Raw genomic sequence first — 19,326 nt, 5'->3', positions numbered from 1 at the left:
GCACGGCCCGGCGGTCGGGTCCAGCGGTCGGGCACGGTCCGGCGGTCGGGTCCGGAGCCGGTCCGACGGTACGGGCGGCAGGAACGAGCGGAAGGTGCGGATGGAGTTCTCGGAGGTCGTCCGGCGGCGCCGGATGGTGCGCGACTACGACCCGGACCGGCCGGTGCCCGAGGCGGTGGTCGAGCGGTTGCTGGACAACGCGCTCCGCGCGCCGTCGGCCGGGTTCACCCAGGGCTGGGCGTTCCTGGTGCTGGACGCCGCCGCCGACCGGGAGCTGTTCTGGACGGCGACCGGCCCGGACGGACCGGCCACCAGCCGGTGGTTGGCCGGGATGCGGCGGGCGCCGCTGATCGTCGTGCCACTGGCCAACGAATCGGCCTATCTGGACCGGTACGCCGAACCGGACAAGGGTTGGACCGACCGGGATCCGGCCCGCTGGCCGGTGCCGTACTGGCAGATCGACACCGGCTTCGCCGCGTTGCTGATGCTGCTGACCGTGGTGGACGAAGGGCTGGGCGCCTGCTTCTTCGGCATCCCGCCGGACCGGACGGCACGGTTCCGGGAGGCGTTCGGCGTGCCCGAGGCGTACGACCCGATCGGAGCGATCACCATCGGTTATCGGGCGGCGGACAGGCGGTCACCATCCCTGCGGCGCGGCCGTCGGACGGTCGACCAGGTCGTTCATCGAGGGCGGTGGGGCTGACCTGCCAGGGGCGCCGGTGCGTACGCCGGGCGGCGCCGGAGTAACGAAGCTGACATCGGGGAACAAACCGCGGTGTCGCGGGCGGTCGCTAGGCTGACACGGGCTGTCGGTACGGCGTGTCGACTTTCCGCGCCGGAGAGTATGCGTCAGGTTCGGTCTGTCACGGGGGAGGGAGCGTGCTGTCGTGATCTTCAAAGCGGTTCGGGACGGGTGTCCGTACCCCGAGCACGGGCTCACGCTGAAGCAGTGGGCGGAGATTCCGCCCCGGCCGCTTCGGCTCGATCAGCTGATCACGACCAAGCGGGAGCTGGCCCTGGACCGGCTGCTCGCCGAGGACTCCACCTTCTACGGTGACCTTTTCCCGCACGTCGTGCAGTGGAACGGCGGGCTCTACCTGGAGGACGGTCTGCACCGGGCGCTGCGCGCCGCGCTGCAGCAGCGCAACCAGATCCACGCCCGGGTGCTGGTGATGCCGGCCGGGGGTGAGCGTCCGGCCGGCGCCTGACGGCTCGTTAAGGTGACCCCATGACCGAGCGCATCGCCCCGCTGGACCTGCTCGACCTGGACGTCCCGCTCGGCGACGACGAGCGGCAGATCCGGTCGGTGGTGCGCCGGCTGGTTGACGAGCGGGTCCGCCCGTACGTGGCCGACTGGTACGCCGAGGGCCGGGTGCCGGCCCGGGAGCTCGCCGTCGAGTTCGGCGCGCTCGGCCTGCTCGGCATGCACCTGACCGGGTACGGCTGCGCCGGCGCCTCGGCCACCGCGTACGGGCTGGCCTGCCTGGAGTTGGAGGCCGGCGACTCGGGCGTCCGGTCCCTCGTCTCGGTGCAGGGTTCGCTGGCCATGTACGCGATCTGGCGGTACGGCAGCGAGGAGCAGAAGCAGCGGTGGCTGCCGGCGATGGCGGCCGGCGAGGCGATCGGCTGTTTCGGACTCACCGAGCCGGACCACGGCTCCGACCCGGCGTCGATGGCCACCCGGGCCCGCCGGGACGGCACCGACTGGCTGCTCACCGGCGGCAAGATGTGGATCACCAATGCCCCGGTGGCCGACCTGGCGGTGATCTGGGCCCGCACCGAGGACCGGGTGCGCGGCTTCGTCGTACCGATGGACACGCCCGGGGTGACGGCGCGGGAGATCCGGAACAAGATGTCGCTGCGGGCCTCCGCCACCGGGGAGATCGTGCTGGCCGACGTGCGGCTGCCGGCGGACGCGGTGCTGCCCGACGCCGCCGGGCTGGGCGCGCCGCTGTCCTGCCTGACCGAAGCCCGGTTCGGCATCGTCTGGGGCGCGCTCGGCGCGGCCCGGGACTGCCTGCACGCCACGCTCGACTACGCCGTCGAACGGGAGCAGTTCGGCCGGCCGATCGCCGGTTTCCAGCTGACCCAGGCCAAGCTCGCCGACATGGCCGTCGAACTGCAGAAGGGCTACCTGCTGGCGGTGCACCTCGGCCGGCTGGCCGAGGCCGGCCGGCTGCGCCCGGAACAGGTCAGCGTCGGCAAGCTGAACAACGTCCGGGAGGCGTTGGCGATCGCCCGGCAGTGCCGCACCATCCTCGGGGCGAACGGCATCTCCGGCGAGTACCCGGTGATGCGGCACGCCAACAACCTGGAGAGCGTGTTGACCTACGAGGGCACCTCGGAGATCCACCAGCTGATCGTCGGGCAGCGGCTGACCGGCCTGTCGGCGTTCGCCTGACGCGAGTTCGGCTCGAGTCGCGGCTGTCGTACCCCACTTGTACCGTCTTACCTAGGTCGATGGCCGATGGCCACTACCTAGGTCGATGGCCGGTGGCCACGGTGGGACGGTCCGGCGACGGGTCGGCGCCCGTCGGACACCGGCATCTGATGAGGACGGTGAGGGCGATGTCTTCGAACGGCGATCTCGACAAGTCGCACCGGGACCACCCCACCCGGGAGTTCCCGGAGTACAGCCCGGGCCGGGCCGCGCTGGAGCAGTCCGGCCGGACCGACGAGGACGGGCCGGACCGGGCCGACGACCTCCCGCCGGCCGAGCCGACCGCCGGCGAGCCCACGCCGGTCGACGGCGCGCCCCGGCGCTCCGGCTGCGGGCTGCTGGTACTGGTCGGCGTCATCGGCGTGGCGCTGGTGACGGTGCTCGGGTTGCAGGGCGCCGGGCTGTGGCCGCAGCTGCGCAACCCGTTCACCCAGGAGCAGGCGGACCGCAGCCAGCCGCCGCTGCTCAAGTCGATCCAGGACCTCAGCCGCTACGTCGCCGCCGAGGGAAACTTCCAGGTCGTGGTCGACCTGCAGAAGAACCGCAAGTACGTGCCGGAGTTCCTGCTCAACGAGCGCACGCTGTTCGTCGGCGCGGGCAGCGTCGAGGCGTACGTCGACTTCGCCAAGATCTCCGAGGGTGCGGTGGTGGAGTCGGCCGACCACAAATCCGCCGAGATCAAGTTGCCGGCGCCGCAGCTCGGCAAGACTAACCTCGACCTGAAGAACAGCTACGTGTTCGCGGAGAACAAGGGCATCCTCAACGCTCTCGGCGACGCCTTCGGCAACGATCCGAACCGGCAGCGCGAGGTCTATCAGCTGGCCGAAGACAAGATCACCGCAGCCGCCCGGGACAGTGGTCTGGCGCAGCGGGCCCAGGACAACACCCGCAAGATGCTGGAGGGCCTGCTTCGCTCGCTGGGCTACGAAAAAGTGACGGTGAGCTACACGACTCCCTGACGGCGCTCCGGTCCGGTCGGCCGGGCCGGGCATCGTCGCTGGTCAACGGCTCAAACTCCGATGATCTCGCCGGACCTGCCGAGCGGGTCGGCCCCGGCGGCGACACCGGGTATTCTCCTACCGGAAATTGGCGGTGACCACGCGGGTAGCCCATCCGCGGGTTCCCGCGTCGGGGCGGGTGGGTTCGGCGTGTTAGGCTCCCGCCCCGCTGCGGTGTCGGCTGTCGCCGTCCCACCACACCAAACCCTTGGGAGAATCCCCGTGGCACAGCCTGTCGTGTCGAACGAGGTCGAGGTCACCGTCCTGCTGCCCTGCCTCAACGAGGCGGAGACGCTCGAGGTGTGCGTGACCAAGGCCCTGCGCGCGCTCGACGAACTCGGCGTGGTCGGCGAGGTCCTGGTGAGCGACAACGGATCCACGGACGGCTCCCAGGAGATCGCCACCCGGGCCGGCGCCCGGGTCGTCCACGCGCCCATCCGGGGCTACGGGGGTGCGCTGCTCAACGGCATCGACCAGGCCCGCGGCCGGTACGTGATCATGGGCGACGCCGATGATTCGTACGACCTGTCCAACCTTGAGCCGTTCATCCGGGAGCTGCGGGCCGGGCACGACCTGGTGATGGGCAACCGTTTCCGGGGCGGCATCGCGCCGGGTGCGATGCCCCCGCTGCACCGCTACCTGGGCAACCCGGTGCTGTCCTGGCTCGGCCGTCGACTGTTCGGCCTGCGTAACGTGGGCGACTTCCACTGCGGCATCCGGGGCTTCAACCGGGACCGGATCCGCGAGCTGCACCTCTGCATGCCCGGCATGGAGTTCGCCTCCGAGCTGGTGGTCCGGGCCGCGCTGAACAACTACGACATCGTCGAGGTGCCCACCACGCTGCAGCCGGACGGCCGCAGTCGGCCGCCGCACCTGCGCACCTGGCGGGACGGTTGGCGGCACCTGCGCTTCCTGTTGGTCTTCGCGCCTCGCAAGACGCTGATCTGGCCCGGCATGATCATGCTGGTGCTCGGTCTGCTCGGCACCACCGCGCTGTCCTTCGGGCAGATCAAGATCGGCGCCGTCGGGTTCGACATCAGCACGATGGTCTACACCTGTCTGGCCATGCTGGTGGGCGCGCAGCTGCTGCTGTTCGGCGTGTTCGCGATGATCTACGGACACACCGAGGGCATCACCGACCAGAAACAGTTCCAGCGCTGGGCCCGGCTGGTCCGGTTCGAGACCTGCACCGCGGCCGGCCTGGTCCTGGTGCTGGTCGGACTGCTCGGCACGATCGTGGCCGTCTCGGCCTGGGGGGCCAGCGGCTTCGGCGCGCAGGACCTCGGGGACACGCTGCGGGTGGTGCTGCCGTCGTCGACCGCCATCGGCGTGGGCGTGACCGTGTTGTTCGCCGGCCTGTTCTCCAGCCTGCTCAGCCTCCGGCCGGTGCCCGCCACGCCGGGCGGTGCCGCGGCCGGGGCCGAGGCCGACTTCGTCGCCACCCGGGGCTGACGGTCGGGTGACGGTGCAGGTGGAACCGACCGGGCCCGAAGGGGCGGACGTACCAGAGGACAAGGCCGCGGCGGACGACAGGGCCGCGGCGGACGACAGGGCCGTATCCGAGGACAGGGCCGCGGCGGACGACAACGGCGCGCGGTCCGGCGGGTCGGACCGGACCGCCGCCAGGGCCGACGCGGACCGCACCACGGCCGTCGCCGATCCGGTCGACCGGCCCGCCGACGGTCCGGCGCGCCGGGCCGGCTGGCTGCTGGGCGGCGGTACGGCGGCTCTGGTCACCTGGCTGGTCGCCACCCCGGTGGCGATGGTGCTGCCCCGGCTGTCGCACCGCAGCCCGTTCTCGATCGGTGCCTCGTCGATACCGCTCACCGGGGCATTCCTGCTGGTCGTGGCGGTCGTCCTGGTGGCGTACCGGTGGCGGGGCGAGATCGTCGCCGGGATGGCCGCCGGCCTGTCCGCGGCCTGGGTCGCGTTCATGCTGCGTACCGCGTTGCACGGCACGCCGTTCGGGTTCGGCGGTCTGTCCGGTGACATGGGCCGGATGGCGGCCTCGGCGACCCGGTACACCAGCACCTGGGCCAGCGCCGACACCCTGGTCCGCGGGCTGCCGTCCGAGTACCCGCCGTTCTACGCCTGGTTGATCGGCCGGGCGGCGGTGCTGACCGGTGTGCCCGCCTGGCAGTTGCTCGGCGACGCCGAGGTGCTCTTCACCTCCGCCGCCGTCCTGGCCGCCTTCCTGCTCTGGCGCCGCCAGGTGAACTCCTGGGTGGCCGTCGCCATCGCCACGCTCTCCCTGGTGACCTGGTCGGACCCGCGTAAGGCGTTCGAGATGGTCACCCTGGCGATCTTCATCCCGTGGGTGATCGAGGTCTTCGGCCGGCCGCCGCGTACGCGCCTGCACTGGCTGCCGGCCGGGCTGCTCGGCGGCTTCATCGCGATCACCTACCAGGCCTGGATGGTCTACGCGGCGATCGGCGTCCTGGTGCTCGTGGTGATCGCCTGGCGGACCGAGCCGGACCGGTGGGCCTACTTCCGCCGGCTCGGGCTGATCGTGCTGGTCTCGTTCGTGGTCGCCGCCTGGTACGTGGTGCCGTTCGGCTGGGCCTCGCTGACCCGCGGCGGCCAGTCGATCTCGGACCTGTACGCCTCCTCGTCGATCAACACCGGGCTGTTCCCGTTCCTGGACATCACGCCGATCGGGCTGCTGCAACTGACCGGCCTGGTCGGGCTGATCTGGCTGTGGCGCTCGGTCTGGTGGGCCCGGACGCTGGGCCTGCTGATCATCGGGGTGTACGCCTACCGGTTGTTGTCGATGGTCCGTTACGTGCTCACCCAGCACACCGGCTTCCTGCACTACACCAGCCGGCTCTACGGCGTGCTGTTCACGGTGGCCGGGGTGCTGGTGGTGGCGCACGCCGCCCCGATCTTGCTGCGTCGGCTGCGGTTCACCCCGCCCCGGATGGCCACCGCCGCGGTGCTCGCGGTGGTGCTCGCCTGGTCGGCGAACGCCTTCACGAAGGCCTGGATGCCGGAGAACGGCAACCCGTACGCGGTCGCCGCCTTCCAGGAGCCGCTGCCCGGCGGCGACTACCCGAGGTTCGCCCCGGCCGAGGGCCGGCGCAGGCCGTTCCCGGTCAACCAGGTCGAGCAGGCGGTCCAGGGGGTGGTCGGCCCGAACCCGCGCCGGGTCACCCTGTCGGTCGACGACCGGCTCTTCTCGTACCTGCCCTGGCCCGGGTTCATGGACAACGACCGGACCGCCGGCAGCACGCTGTCCCGCTGGGACGACCGCTTCCAGGTGATCGAGGAGTTAACGGCCACGCGCGACCCGCTCGCCTTCGCCACCCGCTCGGCGGCCACCGGGTTCGGCCCGATCGACGTCTTCGTCCTGCGCAAGTCGCCGACCGGCGGCTGGGTGTGGGGCAAGCAGCGCTTCCAGCCGGCCCAGTTCGACAAGCGGTACTGGACAGTGATCGACGGGTTGCCGGAGGACATCGTGGTGGCCGTCCGGCGGTAGGTGGGCCGGCGGAGGAGTCCGGCCGGTCGGCGGCAACCTCTGCGCTGCTTCGATCACGGAAACACCGGACGTCCGAGTACCGGGCGCCCGGTGTTGCCGCGGTGGAGCAGAGCAAGCAGAGCAGGCGGTGTCAGTAGGTCGGGTGACGGTCCTCGTTGGGCATCAGGATCCAGAGCACCAGGTAGACGAGCAACTGGCTGCCCGGCAGCACGATCGACAGCACGAACAGCAGGCGGACCAGCCCGATGGAGATGCCGTACCGGCGGCCCAGCCCGGCGCACACGCCGGCGATCCATCGGTTGTCCCGGGGGCGTACCAACTTGCGGCTCATGGTCTTCTGACTCCCTGTTCCGCGGCGGGAGGATCCGCCGCTGTCGTTCTTCCACGGTACGAACAGCCGGCCAGCCCTGCCTCGGTCCGCGGGTGGAACCGGCGCCGGCGCACCCGTAGGTGCTTACCCGGGTCGGCCGTGCCCCACGCCGGCACCGGCCGCGGCCGGCCCGGTGTCCCCGGCCCGGCTGGCGCCGCTGGCCAGGGCGGGTAGGCTCGCCGGTCGGCGCCCGTACGGGCGGCCCGGACGACACAGCGAGGAAGTACGTCATGATCAGCGTGTTCGACCTGTTCTCGGTGGGGATCGGGCCGTCCAGCTCGCACACCGTGGGGCCGATGCGGGCGGCGCGGACGTTCGTCACCGGCCTCAAGGCCGACGGGCTGCTGTCCGGTACGGCACGGGTGCACGCCGAACTCTTCGGTTCGCTGGGCGCGACCGGGCACGGTCACGGCAGCGACCGGGCGGTGCTGCTCGGCCTCGCCGGCGAGGCGCCGGAGACGGTGGACACCGACTCGATCGACGGGCGGGTGGCGCAGGTCCGGTCCACCGGGCGGCTGCACCTGCTCGACGCCCACCCGGTGGACTTCGACCCCGACCGGGACCTGGTGCTGCACCGGCGTCGGTCGCTGCCGTTCCACCCGAACGGGATGACCTTCACCGCGTACGACCGGGCCGGCGAGGTGGTGCGGACCCGGACCTACTACTCGGTGGGCGGCGGGTTCGTGGTCGACGAGACCGCGGCCGGCGCGGACCGGATCAAGCCCGACAGCACCCGGGTCCGGCTGCCCTTCCTCACCGGCGCCGAGCTGTTGGCGGCGACCCGCGACTCGGGCCTGTCGATCAGCGGCGTGATGCTGGCCAACGAACGGTCCTGGCGGTCGGAGGCCGAGGTGCGGGCGGGCCTGCTGGAGATCTGGCGGGTGATGCGGGAGTGCGTCGAGCGGGGGTGCGAGCGCGACGGGGTGCTGCCCGGTGGGCTGCGGGTCCGCCGCCGGGCGGCCGAGCTGCGCCGCGGGCTGACCGACGAGGCCGCGGCCGGGAACGGCGATCCGCTGCGGGTGATGGACTGGGTGACCCTGTGGGCGCTGGCGGTCAACGAGGAGAACGCGGCGGGCGGCCGGGTGGTGACCGCGCCGACCAACGGCGCGGCCGGCATCATCCCGGCGGTTCTGCACTATTATGCCCGGTTCGTCCCGGGTGCGGACGAGGACGGCGTGGTCCGTTTCCTGCTGGCCGCCGGAGCGATCGGTGTCCTGTTCAAGGAGAACGCGTCGATCTCGGGTGCCGAGGTCGGCTGCCAGGGTGAGGTCGGTTCGGCCTGTTCGATGGCCGCCGCCGGGCTGGCCGAGGCGCTCGGTGGCACACCTGAGCAGGTGGAGAACGCCGCCGAGATCGGGATGGAGCACAATCTCGGGCTGACCTGCGACCCGGTGGGCGGCCTGGTGCAGATCCCGTGCATCGAGCGGAACGCGGTGGCCAGCATCAAGGCGATCACCGCGGCGCGGCTGGCGCTGCGCGGGGACGGGGTGCACGCGGTGTCGCTGGACAAGGTGATCAAGACGATGCGTGAGACCGGTGCCGACATGAAGATCAAATACAAGGAGACGGCCCGGGGCGGGCTCGCGGTGAACGTGATCGAGTGCTGACTTTCCGTGATTTTCGCCATGGCCCACGCTGTGCGGCGACCCGGCACCGCTTACCCGGCGTATTAACCGACTGCTAACCTATGGCCCGGTTCAGCGGCCCCGGTCGGCGCGACTGCCGCCGTCGGGCGAGCCGCGACCGTCGGCCCGCTTCGGGTGCGAGCACAATGGTTCCAGGGCGGCCCAGGCGGTGGCCGGGAAAGAGGTCAGCACGTGATCCGAGCAGGGCGCCTCGGCGGCCCGTCGCGGCGTGGTACCCGTCGGGCAACTCTCCGTGACGGGGGGCGGCGATGACGACCGCGGTGGCGGATGTCTGGTCGCACCGCAACGCGTTGCGACTGCTGGTACGTCGGGATCTGGCCGTCAAGTACCAGGCCTCCGTTCTGGGGTACTTCTGGTCGCTGATCGAGCCGCTGGCGATCGGCGCGATCTACTGGTTCGTCTTCGGCGTGCTCTACGGCACCGGCAAGCGCGACGGGGTGGCGCCGGACATCGCCGGCTCCTACCCGCTCTACCTGATCAGCGGCATCTTCGCCTGGCAGTGGATCAACTCGGCGGTCGGTGAGGCGACCACCGCGCTGACCGGCCAGGCCCGCCTGATCACCACCATGAAGGTGCCCCGCGAGGTCTTCCCGTTCGGCCGGGTGGTCGGCCGGTTCGCCGAGTACCTGGCCGGCGTCCCGGTGCTGATCGTGGTGGCGATCTGGTTCGGGCAGCTCAGCTTCGGCTGGCACCTGCTGGCCCTGCCGCTGGCCGTGCTGCTCACCTTCACCCTGCTGATCGGGGTGGCGCTGCTGCTGTCCTCGCTGAACGTGCTGCTGCGCGACATCGACCGGTTCATGCGGCTGGTGCTGCGCGCGATGTTCTACGCCACGCCGATCATCTACCCGCTCTCGCTGGTCCAGCACTCCGGCATGCCGGGCTGGCTGCGGATCGCCTACGAGTGCAACCCGCTGGTCGGCATCCTGCAACTGTTCCGGGCCGTCTGGTACCCGGGCCAGTTCCCCAGCACCGGGGTACTCCTCTCCTCACTCGTCGGCAGCCTGGTCGTCCTGCTCGCGGGCTTCTGGGTGTTCCGCCGGCTCGAACCCGCCGTGCTCAAGGAGCTCTGAGTGAGTCAGCCGATCATCGAGGCCCGTGACCTCGGCATCCGGTTCGTCCGCAACCGGCGCCGCCAGCTACGGCTGCGCGAGATGTTCATCCACCGCGGCGGCCGACAGCCGCAGGCCAACGAGTTCTGGCCGCTGCGGCACTGCACGTTCGACATCCAGCCCGGCGAGGCCGTCGGCGTGATCGGCAAGAACGGCACCGGCAAGAGCACCACGCTCCGCCTGATCGCCGGCGTGCTGATCCCGGACGAGGGGTCGATCAAGGTCCGCGGCAACGTCGCCCCGCTGCTCGAACTCTCCGCGGGCTTCTCCAACGACCTCACCGGCCGGGAGAACGTCCACCTGGTCGGCTCGCTGCACGGGCTGAGCCCGCAGTTCCTCAAGGCCAAGTTCGACGAGATCGTCGACTTCGCCGGTGAGCAGGTCCAGAAGGCGATCGACACGCCGGTCCGGCACTACTCCTCGGGGATGAAGGTCCGGCTCGGCTTCTCGGTGATCTCCCAGCTGCACCACCCGATCCTGCTGGTGGACGAGGTGATGGCGGTCGGTGACGCCGAGTTCCGGCAGAAGTGCTACACCACCATCGAGCGGCTGCTCGCCGAGGGCCGTACGCTGGTGCTCGTCTCGCACAACGAGAGCGACCTGACCCGGTTCTGCACCCGGGGGCTGTTCCTGGACAAGGGCGAGCTGAAGTTGGACGGCACGGTCCGCGAGGCGTTGGACGCGTACAACGGCAAGCCCGTGGTCCGGACGTGACCCTGGCGGTCCTGATCACCGGCCCGTCGGGGCCGGAGCCGCTCACCCTGCCCGACGGTCGGCCGCTGCTCGACCGGCTCGGGGAGCAGTTGCGCCAGGCCGGTGCCACCGAGGTGGTCGAGGTCGGCGAGCTGACCGGCCTGGCCCGGTTGGCCGACTCGGCCAGCGGACCGCTGCTGCTCTGCGCGGCGGACCTGGTCGCGCACACCGCCGTACTGCGGCACCTGGCCACCAGCCCGGTGCCCGGCACTGTCGCGCTGGTGCTCACCGGGACGGCCGGCGCCGGCCCGGTGGGCGTACACGAGGAGCGCGGCCAGCTGACCGCGGCCGGTCCGGCCGGCGCGCCGGACGACCTGGCGACCGGTACGTTCGGCGGCGCGCTGCGGGTCGCCGCGACCGACCTGCCCGCGCTGGCCGCCGCCGCCCGGACCCTCGCGGACCCGGGCCGGGTCCGCCCCGGGGGTGGCGCCGAACCGCCCGCCGCCCGGCCGGCCGACGCCGTCGCCGGCAACCCGCTGGACCGGCTGGTGACCGCGCTGGCCGGCAGCGGTCCCACGATCTTCGCCCACCGGGTACGGCTGCTGGTGGCGCACCGGACCGCCGACCCGGCCGGGGTGGCCGCCGCCGAGGCCGCCGTCGCGGCCGTCCCGTCCGACCCGGCCGAACTCCGGCTCGCGGTCAAGGAGCGGGACGACTTCTTCGCCACCTACTTCGTCAGCAGCTGGTCGCCGTACCTGACGAAGCTGTGTGCCCGGATCGGGCTGGGACCGACCGGGGTGACCGTGGTGTCGGTGCTGTTCGCCTTCGCCGCGGCGGCGCTGTTCGGCCTGGGCGGCCGGCCGGCCCTGGTCACCGGCGCGGTGCTGCTCTACCTCGGCTTCGTGCTGGACTGCGTGGACGGGCAGGTCGCCCGGTACACCCGCCGGTTCAGCCCGTGGGGCGGCTGGCTGGACACCATGGCCGACCGGGCCAAGGAGTACGTCGTCTACGCCGGCCTCGCGGTCGGCGTGGAACGCGCGGGCCTGGGCAACGGCTGGGCGCTGGCCATCGCCGCGCTGACCCTGCAGACCGTCCGGCACATGACGGACACCTGGTACGGCGCCCTGCACGACGAGGCGGCCGGCCGGTCGGCCGGGACCGGCGCGGCCGGGGGTGCCGGGGGTGCCAGGGGTGCCGGCCTGGGTGCCCGGCTCAGCCGCGCCTCCACCCGGGTGCAGGCGGACACCGGTTCGCTGTCGTACTGGCTCAAGCGCACCGTGGTCTTCCCGATCGGCGAACGCTGGGCGCTGATCGCGCTGACCGTGGCCCTGTTCAACCCGCTGGTCAGCCTGGTCGCGGTGCTGACCTGGGGTGTGCTCGCGGCCGCGTACACGCTGGCGTTGCGGACGCTGCGCTCGCGGTCGATGGGCGTCCCGGTGCTCTCCACGGTGGACGCCGGGCTGCACCGCGACGACGGGTGGGTGAGCCGCCGGCTCGGGGCGCTCGGTCGGCGGGTCCGGTGGATCCCCGGTCCGCTGCCGCTCGCCGTCCTCGGCGCGTTCGCCGGCGCCGGGCTGCTGCTGGTGGCGGTGCGCGGATCCGGCCCGGCGTCGTTCCGCTGGTGGACCCTGGTCGCGGCGCTGATCGCGCTGGCCGCCGGCCTGGCCGCCGGCCGGTCCCAGTCCGGGGCGCTCGACTGGTTGGTCCCGGCGGGCCTGCGGGCCACCGAGTACCTGTTCGTGATCGCCGTCGGTGCCGGCACGGGGGTGCCCGGTCCGGTGGTCTTCGCGCTGCTGCTGGTGCTGGCGCTGCACCACTACAACCTGACCGCCCGGCTGGAGAAGCGGGAGCGCACCCCGCTGCTGCGCTCCTTCGGGCTCGGCTGGGACGGGCGAATGGTCCTGCTCACGGCAGCCGTCGTCAGCGGTGTCCGAGTCGTCCCGACCGTCACCTTTGTCGCGCTCGCCGGGTATCTGTTCACCATCTCCGTGCTCAGCGCGGTGACCGGCTGGGTGGCCGCCGCCCGGGCGCTACGGACGCCGACGGGTGCCCGCGAAGCGGACGATAGGCTGGTGAACGAGCGGCAACGAGCCGGCTAACACCTGGGGTGGCCCGACCCGGACGGATCGGGCCTGGGGAACGGAACAGATGACTCTGATCAGCTTCGTCCTGCCGGCCTACCGAGTGCAGGGCTACCTGCGCGAGTGCCTGGACTCGATCCTGGCCCAGCCCTTCGGGGACCTGGAGGTGATCGGCGTCGACGACTGCTCACCCGACAGCAGCGGCGAGATCCTGGCCGAGTACGCGGCCAGGGACCCCCGGGTGAAGCTGGTCAGCCTCGACGAGAACGTCGGGTTGGGTGGTGCCCGCAACATCGGGCTGGACCACGCCTCCGGCGAGTACGTCTGGTTCGTCGACAGCGACGACTGGCTGGAGCCGGACTGCCTGCCCGCCGTCGTGGCGCGGCTGCGGGAGAGCACGCCGGACGTGCTGATCGTCGACCACGTCCGGGCGTACCTGGACACCGCCGTGATCGGCAGCGCGATGTCCGAGGTCTTCCCGGACGGACCGGGGACGGTGGTGTCCGACCTGGCGAGCCGGCCCGAGCTGATCGACCTGCTGCACACCGCCTGGAACAAGCTGGTTCGCCGCGAGTTCCTGGTCCACCTGGGCCTGCGGTTCGGTGCCGGCTGGTACGAGGACGTCTCCTTCACGTACCCGGTGCTGGTGGCCGCCGAGCGGATCACCGTCCTGGACCGGGTGTGCGTCCACTACCGGCAGCGCCGGTCCGGGGCGATCACCCGTACCAAGGGCGACCGGCACTTCGAGGTGTTCCCGCACTGGCACCGGGTGTTCGAGCTGCTGGACGAGTGGGCGCCGCGGACCGACAGCGTGCGCCCGCTGCTGTTCCGGCGGATGATCTGGCACTACCTCACCGTGCTCGGCAACGGCGACCGGGTCCCGTCGGAGATGCGGGCGGCGTTCTTCGCTCAGATCGTCGAGGACTACCGCCGGTGGTTGCCGCCCGGCGGGTACCCGGTGCCGGGCGGTCCCGAGGGCGTGAAGCACCGGTTGGTCGCGGCGGGACGCTGGCGTACCTTCTCGGCGTTGCGGGTGGTGCAGCGCGGTCGTGGCCGGCTGCGGGGTGGTGCCGCCGCGGTGAAGCGGCGCGCCGTGCCGGCCGTCCGGCGGTCGGCCCGTACCGGCCGGGACCTGACGATGCGCGAGTACTACCGGGCCCAGCTGCGGATGCCGATGGACGAGTCGCTCGCCCTCTACGCGGCGTACTGGTACCGCGGCTACGCCTGCAACCCGGCGGCCATCTACGAGAAGGCCCGCGAGCTTGCCCCGCACATCCGCGGCGTCTGGGTGGTACGCCGGGACCGGGTGGCCAGCCTGCCGCCCGGCACCGACTACGTGGTCGCCGGCACACCGGCCTACTTCCGGGCGCTGGCCCGGGCCAAGTGGCTGATCAACAACGTGAACTTCCCGGACTTCGTCGAGAAACGGCCGGGATCGATCCACATCCAGACCCACCACGGCACCCCGGTCAAGGTGATGGGTCTGGACCAGCAGCGCTATCCGATCGGCGCGGTCGGGATGGACTTCGAGAAGCTGCTGCGCCGGATCGACCGGTGGGATTTCAGCATCAGCTCGAACACCTTCTCCACCCAGATGTGGGAGCGGGCCTATCCGGCGGAGTACGAGACCCTGGAGACCGGTTACCCGCGTAACGACCGGCTGGCCACCGCGACGGCGCGGGACGCGGCGCAGGCGCGGGCCCGGATCGGCCTGGGACCCGAGGAACGGGTGGTGCTGTACGCGCCCACCCACCGCGAACACCTGCCCGGCTACCGGCCGCCGTTCGAGCCGGAGCGGTTCGTCGACGCGTTGGGTCCGAACGCCCGGCTCCTGATGCGCAGCCACTACTTCCACGACCGGGACCCGGGCGCGGCGATCGCCGCCGGTGACCGGGTCCTCGACGTGAGTGGACATCCCTCGGTCGAGGATCTGTACCTGGCCGCTGACGTGCTGGTCACCGACTATTCGTCCGCCATGTTCGACTACGGGACACTGGACCGGCCGATCGTCATCTACGCTCCCGACTGGGACGCCTACCGGCTCTCCCGTGGGGTCTACTTCGACGTCACGGCCGAGCCGCCGGGCGCGGTCGCCGCGACGTTCCCCGACCTGCTCGACCTGTTCCGCACCGGCGCCGCCGACAACGAGGCGGCGGCCAAGGCCCGAAGCCAGTTCCGGCGTCGGTTCTGCGAACTGGACGACGGTCGGGCGGCGGAGCGGGTGGTCCGCCGGGCGTTGCTGGGCGAGTCAGGCTGACACGGCTAACTGGAGGGCGGGGTTGGGAGCACTGCTCACCGTCGTCGTACCGATCTACAACGTCGCCAGCTACCTGGCCGAGTGTCTGGACTCGCTGAGCGGCCAGACGTACCGGAACCTGGACGTGGTGCTGGTGGACGACGGGTCGACCGACGACAGCGCCGAGATAGCGGCGCGGCATGTCCGCCACGACGACCGGTTCCGGCTGGTCCGCCAACCCAACCGAGGGCTCGGTGCCGCCCGCAACACCGGCATCGACCAGGCCACCGGCGCGTACCTGAGCTTTGTGGACAGCGACGACGTCCTGCCGCCGTACGCGTTGGAGGTGCTGGTCGGCGCGTTGGAGCGGACCGGGTCGGACTTCGCCACCGGGAACGTGGCGCTGCTGACCTCGCGTGGCCTGCGGCAGTCGCCGCTGCACCGGGGCACCCACCGATTCACCCGCCTGAAGACCAGCCTGGGCAAGCAGCGCAATCTGGTGTACGACCGGTTGGCCTGCAACAAGGTGTTCCGGAAGTCCTTCTGGGACCGGCACGACCTGCGGTTCCCGGAGGGCGTCCGGTACGAGGACATCCCGCTGACGATCCCGGCGTACGCCTTGGCCAAGGCGGTCGACGTGCTCGAACTGCCGGTCTACTACTGGCGTCAGCGGGAGACCGGCGAGCAGTCGATCAGCCAACGACTGGCCGAGCTGCCCAACCTGGTCGACCGGTTCGCCGCCGTCGACAGCGCCAGCCGGACCCTGGCCGGGTTGGGCGACCGGAAACTCAAGGACTGGTACGACGAGACGGTCCTGCAGAGTGACCTGCGGATGTTCCTGGACCTGCTGCCCGAGGCCACCGACGAGTTCCGGCAGCGGTTCCTGGAACTGTCGGCGGACTACCTCGACCGGGTCGACCCCCGGGTGATCGACCGGCTGGTACCGCGGCTGCGGGTGGCCTGGCGGCTGGTCCGTGGCCGGGCGCTGCCGGAGCTGTTGAAGGTGGTCGTCGCCGGTCGGGCCGGGGCCACCCCGGCGGTGGTCCGGCGGGGCCTGAACAGCTACCTGCAGCTCCCGTTGCTGGATGCCGGGCACCCGTTGGTGCCCCGGGAGGCGTTCCGGGTTGCGCCCGGCATCCGTACCGAGGTGCACCAGGTGCGCTGGATCGGTCACCAGCTCCAGGTCAGCGGGATGGCGTACGACGTGAGCCGGGGCGCGTCCCGACCGTGGGCCGCGCCGCGGATGCTCTGGCTGCGGGAGGACGCCGGACGCAAGCGGATCATCCCGCTGCCGACCCGGGCCAGCCGGGTCGCCGCCACCCCGAGCTCGGTGCCGTGTGACTGGTCCGGCTACTCGGTGACGGTGGACGCGCGGCGGTTGCGCGGCTCGGACGGCTGGACGGAGGGGGAGTGGACGTTCAACATCGCGGTCTTCCCGCCCGGCCGGCCGATCAGGCGGATGCTCGGCGTCGGCGACTCGCGGCCGGTGCTGCCGGGCAGCTGGGTCGACGACCGGGTCCGGGTCTTCCCGTACGTCCGCGCCGGGCAACTCCGGCTGCGGGTGCAACGACCGCGGGCCTGGGTGACCGCCGTCCGGGTCGTCGACGGGGCGCTGCTGATCGAGGGCGCGACGGCGGGCCTGCCGACGTCGGCCGTGCTGCGGATGTCCCGGGTGGTCGGGGTGACCACCTTCTGCCATCCGGTCGACCTGGTCGCCGGGGACAACAGCTGGTCGGCCCGGGTGCCGATGGCCGAACTGACCACCGCCGCCGTGGCGGACCGGCCGGTCCTGGTGGGCGAGGCGGGGGCCGGGTGGCGGGTCTGTTTCGACGACGGCGCCGGTGAGCCGCAGGAACTGCCGGTGCTGGCGGCCTTCACCGGCCTGCGGCACCAGTACGAGGGATGCGAGCTGACGGTCCGCCCGGCGGACGACGACGTTCTGCTGATCCGGGTGCTGCCGCCGGGCCCGCAGGTCAGTGAGGTTCGCGCCGAGCCGGGCGGGGTGGTCTTCACGGCCGAACTCCCGGACGACGGTGACCCCTGGGACGGCCTGCGGATCATCCTCCGCCGCAGGCTGGGGGCCGAGCCGACCGAACCGGCCCCGGCGGACGTCGAGCTGCCGGTGGACCCGGACCGGGCCGCCCGGCGGCTCCGGTTCCGGCTGGGTGGGGACGTCCCCGCGCCGGACGGCGACTGGGCACCGCTGTTCCAGCGTCCCGGTTCCGTCCCGGTCGACCTGGCGTTCAGCGTCGTCGCGCAGCGCACGGCGCCCCGGGACGTACCGTTGGGCGCCCGCCGCCTGGAGCTGCTGCCGAACTGGGACCGGCAGATCCTGCGGCTCAGCCCTCAGTTGACGGACTGACCGGGCACCGGTCGCACGGGTGGGTCCGCGGCCCGTGGCGCCGGTCGCGGTCCGTCCGGCCGGTCGCCGTGCCGATCGGCACCGTTATTTCTGCCGGCGTACCCGGCGGCGGACCTTGCGGGCGGCGCCGGCCGCGGCCTGCCGCGCCACGAACCGCGTCGCGTGGGCCAGCGAACGGACACCACCGACCGGGATGGTCTGCCCGTCGGTGGCTTCGATGCGCCGCCGCTTGTCGGGCCGGCTGTAGAGGCGCGGCTTCGGCGAGCTGAGTTCCGCCTCGGGGATCTGCCGCAGGTCGTCCACCCCGAGGTCGTCCCCGCTCAACCAGCGTTCCCCGGCCACCGCCGCCACCGCCTTGTGCAACGGCTCGTCGGGCCGGCGGACCCGGACCGCCCGGCTCACCGCGGACGTACGCCAGAGCGAGACCGCCTCGTCCGGTGACTTGGCACCGGCCGGCAGCAGCCGGACCAGACCCACCTGCCACTCGTCGGCGACGGCCACCAGCCGGCGGACGGTGTCCGGGCCGACCCCGACGTGGGCGGGCAACCGGAGCAGGAACGGCGACGGGTACGCGGTCTCCGGTGCCTCGCCGACCAGCTCCACCCGCGGGTCGGAACGGTACGTCACCTGGATCAGCCGGCGGTCCAGCAGCGGGTCGGCGAGGATCGACCGGCGCTCGTCGGTGATCTTGTCCCAGTCCGCGACGAGTTTGACCCGCAGGTCGGTCAGGTCGCTGGCGAGCAGCCGGTCGACGGCGGTGCGGACCCGCTCCAGGCTGCCCTCGGCCGGCAGCACGGCGGTCACCAGCGGCACCGCCCAGGACCGGTTGCTGCCCCGGCGCAACCAGCGCGGCTGTGGCATCAGGTCGGCCAGGTAGGGGTGGTTGAACCGCCGCAGCGGCACGCCCTTGGTCATCATGTGCGTCGCGCCCATGTGCCAGCTGCGCGCCTCGGGCACCGGGACGAACACCGCGCCGGCCTGGGTCAGCCGGTAGCCGAACTCGGTGTCCTCGCCGAGCCGGAGTTCGGTGTTCAGGCCGCCGGTGCGTTCGTACATGGCGCGGGTCAGCGCGGCGGTCGCGCCCACGTGGGCGCGGAAGTTCAGGTGATCGCCGTGCCGCAACTGGTCGGTGTCGTCGATGATCTTCTCGACGTAGTCGTGCGGCTCGGTGTCCTCGATCCGGAACAGCTCGCCGATGGTGCCCGCCGCGCATCGCCGCGCGACCTCCTCGGGGGTGGTCCAGCCCTCCCCGACGAACCGCTTGTAGCCCAGGGTGACCACCTCGTCCGAGACGTGGTGCCATCGGACCTGCTCCGCCACGTGGCCCGGGAAGATCACCATGTCCGCGTCCAGCCAGTGCAGGATCTCGCCGTCGCTGTGGGTGGCGCCGACGTGCAGCGCGTTGGACCGACCCCAGCCGTCGGACACCTCCGGAACCCGGACGATCCGGCAGTTCGCCGGACGGATCTCCGGCAGCTCGATCGGCGGTTCGCTGCCGTCGTCGGCCACCACCACCTCGAGCAGCTCCGCCGGGTAGGTCTGGTGGGCGAGCGAGGCGAGGGTCAGGTCGAGCGTCTTCTGGCAGTTGTAGGCCGGGATCACCACCGACACCGACCGGGTGGGTCGCCATGTCCCGACCGACGGCGGGGTGAGCACGCTCCAGTCGTTGCGGTACACCCGGACGTCGGAGGGCCGGGCGGCGGCGGGGGTGTCAGCAGGGCTCGGCACGAGCCTCAGTTTAACGGCCACCGGCGGCCCGCCCGGCCGGGGCGGTGGGCGGGGCGTCGGCCCCGGGGGTCGGCCACCCGGCCGGGTACGCTGGCGGCGCCGGACCGGGGATGTCGACACCGAGCGGACCGCGGGCGGCCCGTCGCGACCGACCGGTTCGACGCTGTACGCGCGGGAGAGGACCGAAC

14 protein-coding genes are annotated in these 19,326 nt (G+C 72.1%); 12 read left to right on the top strand and 2 right to left on the bottom strand.

The genetic code is table 11. The annotated features are described in order from the left end of the window. The first annotated feature begins 100 nt into the window (after positions 1–100). From ACFOX0_RS17335 to ACFOX0_RS17310, 6 genes are all read left to right on the top strand, one after another. Complete coding sequence (locus ACFOX0_RS17335) at positions 101–703, top strand: nitroreductase family protein (RefSeq protein WP_377546925.1); 603 nt, start codon at positions 101–103, stop codon at positions 701–703. Positions 704–887: 184 nt separating this feature from the next. Beyond that, positions 888–1,208 (top strand): type II toxin-antitoxin system VapB family antitoxin, encoded by a 321-nt coding sequence (locus ACFOX0_RS17330; protein WP_377546922.1) that lies wholly within the window; start codon positions 888–890, stop codon positions 1,206–1,208. A gap of 32 nt (positions 1,209–1,240) precedes the next feature. Next, the gene (locus ACFOX0_RS17325; RefSeq protein WP_377547370.1) at positions 1,241–2,401 is read left to right on the top strand and encodes an acyl-CoA dehydrogenase family protein; all 1,161 of its coding nucleotides are present in this window, start codon (positions 1,241–1,243) and stop codon (positions 2,399–2,401) included. 167 nt (positions 2,402–2,568) lie between these two features. Beyond that, positions 2,569–3,399 (top strand): DUF4230 domain-containing protein, encoded by an 831-nt coding sequence (locus tag ACFOX0_RS17320; RefSeq protein ID WP_377546920.1) that lies wholly within the window; start codon positions 2,569–2,571, stop codon positions 3,397–3,399. Positions 3,400–3,660: 261 nt separating this feature from the next. Next, entirely contained in the window at positions 3,661–4,890 is a 1,230-nt protein-coding gene (locus ACFOX0_RS17315) for a glycosyltransferase family 2 protein (RefSeq protein ID WP_377546918.1), read from the top strand. A gap of 7 nt (positions 4,891–4,897) precedes the next feature. Further along, on the top strand, positions 4,898–6,913 hold the full coding sequence (locus ACFOX0_RS17310; RefSeq protein ID WP_377546915.1) for an arabinofuranosyltransferase: 2,016 nt from the start codon (positions 4,898–4,900) through the stop codon (positions 6,911–6,913). A gap of 130 nt (positions 6,914–7,043) precedes the next feature. Here the strand turns inward: ACFOX0_RS17310 and ACFOX0_RS17305 are convergent, their stop codons facing one another. After that, a complete protein-coding gene (locus ACFOX0_RS17305; protein WP_377546912.1) occupies positions 7,044–7,244 on the bottom strand; it encodes a PspC domain-containing protein in 201 nt (66 codons plus the stop codon). 269 nt (positions 7,245–7,513) lie between these two features. Here ACFOX0_RS17305 and ACFOX0_RS17300 point away from each other — a divergent pair, with 269 nt between their 5' ends. From ACFOX0_RS17300 to ACFOX0_RS17275, 6 genes are all read left to right on the top strand, one after another. Beyond that, positions 7,514–8,890, top strand: coding sequence for an L-serine ammonia-lyase (locus tag ACFOX0_RS17300; protein WP_377546910.1), 1,377 nt, complete (start codon positions 7,514–7,516; stop codon positions 8,888–8,890). 287 nt (positions 8,891–9,177) lie between these two features. After that, the gene (locus ACFOX0_RS17295) at positions 9,178–9,999 is read left to right on the top strand and encodes an ABC transporter permease (RefSeq protein WP_377546907.1); all 822 of its coding nucleotides are present in this window, start codon (positions 9,178–9,180) and stop codon (positions 9,997–9,999) included. Beyond that, positions 10,000–10,752 (top strand): ABC transporter ATP-binding protein, encoded by a 753-nt coding sequence (locus tag ACFOX0_RS17290; RefSeq protein WP_377546904.1) that lies wholly within the window; start codon positions 10,000–10,002, stop codon positions 10,750–10,752. Then, a complete protein-coding gene (locus ACFOX0_RS17285; protein WP_377546901.1) occupies positions 10,749–12,830 on the top strand; it encodes a DUF5941 domain-containing protein in 2,082 nt (693 codons plus the stop codon). Before ACFOX0_RS17290 ends, ACFOX0_RS17285 begins: the two co-directional genes overlap by 4 nt. A gap of 49 nt (positions 12,831–12,879) precedes the next feature. Further along, positions 12,880–15,069: a bifunctional glycosyltransferase/CDP-glycerol:glycerophosphate glycerophosphotransferase gene (locus tag ACFOX0_RS17280; RefSeq protein ID WP_377546899.1), complete on the top strand. Its 2,190-nt coding sequence runs from the start codon at positions 12,880–12,882 to the stop codon at positions 15,067–15,069. Between the two features lie 22 nt (positions 15,070–15,091). Further along, on the top strand, positions 15,092–17,410 hold the full coding sequence (locus ACFOX0_RS17275; RefSeq protein ID WP_377546897.1) for a glycosyltransferase: 2,319 nt from the start codon (positions 15,092–15,094) through the stop codon (positions 17,408–17,410). A gap of 84 nt (positions 17,411–17,494) precedes the next feature. Here the strand turns inward: ACFOX0_RS17275 and ACFOX0_RS17270 are convergent, their stop codons facing one another. Further along, the gene (locus ACFOX0_RS17270) at positions 17,495–19,138 is read right to left on the bottom strand and encodes a glycosyltransferase (protein ID WP_377546895.1); all 1,644 of its coding nucleotides are present in this window, start codon (positions 19,136–19,138) and stop codon (positions 17,495–17,497) included. Between the last annotated feature and the right edge of the window lie 188 nt (positions 19,139–19,326).

It is taken from the genome of Micromonospora zhanjiangensis, assembly GCF_042650605.1.
Lineage (GTDB): Bacteria > Actinomycetota > Actinomycetes > Mycobacteriales > Micromonosporaceae > Micromonospora_J > Micromonospora_J zhanjiangensis.
This window is presented reverse-complemented; position numbering and strand designations above follow the sequence as displayed.

Coding starts and splice junctions, on each gene's coding strand:
- ACFOX0_RS17335 (WP_377546925.1), top strand. CDS start 101: ATGGAGTTCTCGGAGGTCGTCCGGCGGCGCCGGATGGTGCGCGACTAC.
- ACFOX0_RS17320 (WP_377546920.1), top strand. CDS start 2,569: ATGTCTTCGAACGGCGATCTCGACAAGTCGCACCGGGACCACCCCACC.
- ACFOX0_RS17305 (WP_377546912.1), bottom strand. CDS start 7,244: ATGAGCCGCAAGTTGGTACGCCCCCGGGACAACCGATGGATCGCCGGC.
- ACFOX0_RS17300 (WP_377546910.1), top strand. CDS start 7,514: ATGATCAGCGTGTTCGACCTGTTCTCGGTGGGGATCGGGCCGTCCAGC.
- ACFOX0_RS17295 (WP_377546907.1), top strand. CDS start 9,178: ATGACGACCGCGGTGGCGGATGTCTGGTCGCACCGCAACGCGTTGCGA.
- ACFOX0_RS17280 (WP_377546899.1), top strand. CDS start 12,880: ATGACTCTGATCAGCTTCGTCCTGCCGGCCTACCGAGTGCAGGGCTAC.